Origin of the sequence: Rhodococcus sp. BS-15 (assembly GCF_000813105.1) — a bacterium.
In the GTDB taxonomy this organism is placed as follows: Bacteria; Actinomycetota; Actinomycetes; order Mycobacteriales; family Mycobacteriaceae; genus Rhodococcoides.
Genome location: NZ_BAOX01000511.1, coordinates 1 through 1,825, shown reverse-complemented (window position 1 = coordinate 1,825; position 1,825 = coordinate 1). Strand labels below are relative to the sequence as shown.

General features: G+C 64.1%; 3 protein-coding genes. All 3 read left to right on the top strand.

The window, feature by feature from the left end:
• The coding region (locus tag RHBS_RS27465; protein WP_237669847.1) for an ATP-grasp enzyme at nucleotides 1-1,259 on the top strand (1,259 nt) is incomplete at its 5' end.
• Nucleotides 1,259-1,606: a hypothetical protein gene (locus RHBS_RS27460; protein ID WP_128646913.1), complete on the top strand. Its 348-nt coding sequence runs from the start codon at nucleotides 1,259-1,261 to the stop codon at nucleotides 1,604-1,606. The genes RHBS_RS27465 and RHBS_RS27460, both read left to right, overlap by 1 nt.
• 5 nt (nucleotides 1,607-1,611) lie before the next feature.
• Nucleotides 1,612-1,825 (top strand): hypothetical protein (locus tag RHBS_RS29895; protein ID WP_236745425.1); only part of this gene is annotated, 214 nt, incomplete at its 3' end.

Sequence of the window (1,825 nt, the reverse complement as noted above, 5' to 3'; positions counted from 1 at the left end):
TCTCGCGGCCACCCTCCCCGTCGACCTCGTGGCGGCGGGGGGTGGCCGCCGTACGCGGCGGTCGGCCCGCCACTCGCCGAACCGACTCACCGAAGACGGTCCTGATCAGCGGCGGCAAGATGACCAAGGCCCTGCAGCTCGCGCGGTCCTTCCATCTCGCCGGGCATCGCGTGGTTCTGGTGGAATCGGCCAAGTATCGCTTCACCGGGCATCGGTTCTCTCGGGCAGTCGACCGATTCCACTGCATACCCGAACCGACCGAATCCGGCTACGCCCGAGCACTTCTGGATGTGGTGCTCCGCGAGGGCGTCGACGTCTTCGTCCCAGTGGCAAGTCCCGCTGCGAGCATTCACGATGCCGACGCACGGGCACTCCTCGATCCACACTGCGAGGTGATTCACGGCGACGGCGACACCGTTCGCATGCTCGACGACAAGTCCCGATTCTCCGAGCGCGCTGCATCGCTCGGCCTGCGCGTTCCCGATTGGCGGCGCATCACCGACGTGCGGCAGATCGAGGAGTTCGACTTCCCGCCGGGCCGCGAATACATCCTCAAACGCATCTCCTACAACCCGGTCGGCCGAATGGACCTGACGCGGTTGACCCGCGACACGCCCGCCGAAAACCTGCGATTCGCACGCGGTCTCGGGATCTCCGAGGACGATCCGTGGATCCTGCAGCAGTTCGTCGCTGGGCAGGAGTACTGCACCCACGGCACCGTCCGTGGAGGACGGTTGCAGGTGTACGGCTGCTGCGAATCGTCGGCGTTCCAGGTCAACTACGAGATGGTGGACAAACCCGAAATCCTGAGCTGGGTACAATCTTTCGCCAATTCGCTGGACGCCACCGGCCAACTGTCGTTCGACTTCATCGAGTCCGCAGCCGACGGCCACATCTATGCCATCGAATGCAACCCTCGCACCCATTCGGCCATCACGATGTTCTACGACCATCCCGACCTGGCTGCCGCGTATCTCGACGACGGACACCCCGAGGTTGTGCCGCTCTCCTCGGCTCGCCCGACCTACTGGATCTACCACGAGGTGTGGCGTCTGCTCACCGAGGGCAACCGAAAGGCTCGCCTTCACAGCATCTTCGAGGGAAAGGACGCCATCCTCACAGGTTGGGATCCACTGCCCTATCTGCTGGTGCACCACCTCCAGATTCCGTCGCTCCTGGTGCGAAATCTTCTGGCGCGACGCGGCTGGTCCCGCATCGACTTCAATATCGGCAAGCTCGTGGAGAACGGAGGCGACTGATGGCCCTGTCGGTACTGGTGTTGGTCGGATCATCGGTGGACGAGTTCCATTGCGATCTGTCGCGGGTGTACGCGGGCGGATTCCTCGACGCGCTCGGCGGGGATCCTGCCTACCGCTTCGAGGTGGCGTTCGTCTCCCCCGGCGGTCTCTGGAGCTTTCCCGGCGGAATCGACGCTGCCAGTGTGTCTGCGGCGCATCAGATGTCGTTGGCACAGGCAGTGGAGGTCATGTCGTCGTGGCACTTCGATGTCATGGTGCCGCAGATGTTCTGCCTGCCCGGCATGACGACATACCGCAGCCTGTTCGATCTGTTGGGCGTGCCGTACGTGGCAACGGTCCGGACGTGATGGCGATGACCGCGGACAAGGCTCGCGCCCGAGCCGTCGTCGCGGTCATCGCCATCACGTCCGGACCGTTGCCCACGTACGGCACGCCCAACAGATCGAACAGGCTGCGGTATGTCGTCATGCCGGGCAGGCAGAACATCTGCGGCACCACTGACATCGAAGTGCCACGACGACATGACCCTCCACTGCCTGTGCCAACGACATCTGATGGCGCCGCAG

What these genes read in the sequence shown, in the direction of transcription:
- RHBS_RS27460 (WP_128646913.1), top strand. Translation starts at nt 1,259, where the DNA reads ATGGCCCTGTCGGTACTGGTGTTGGTCGGATCATCGGTGGACGAGTTC.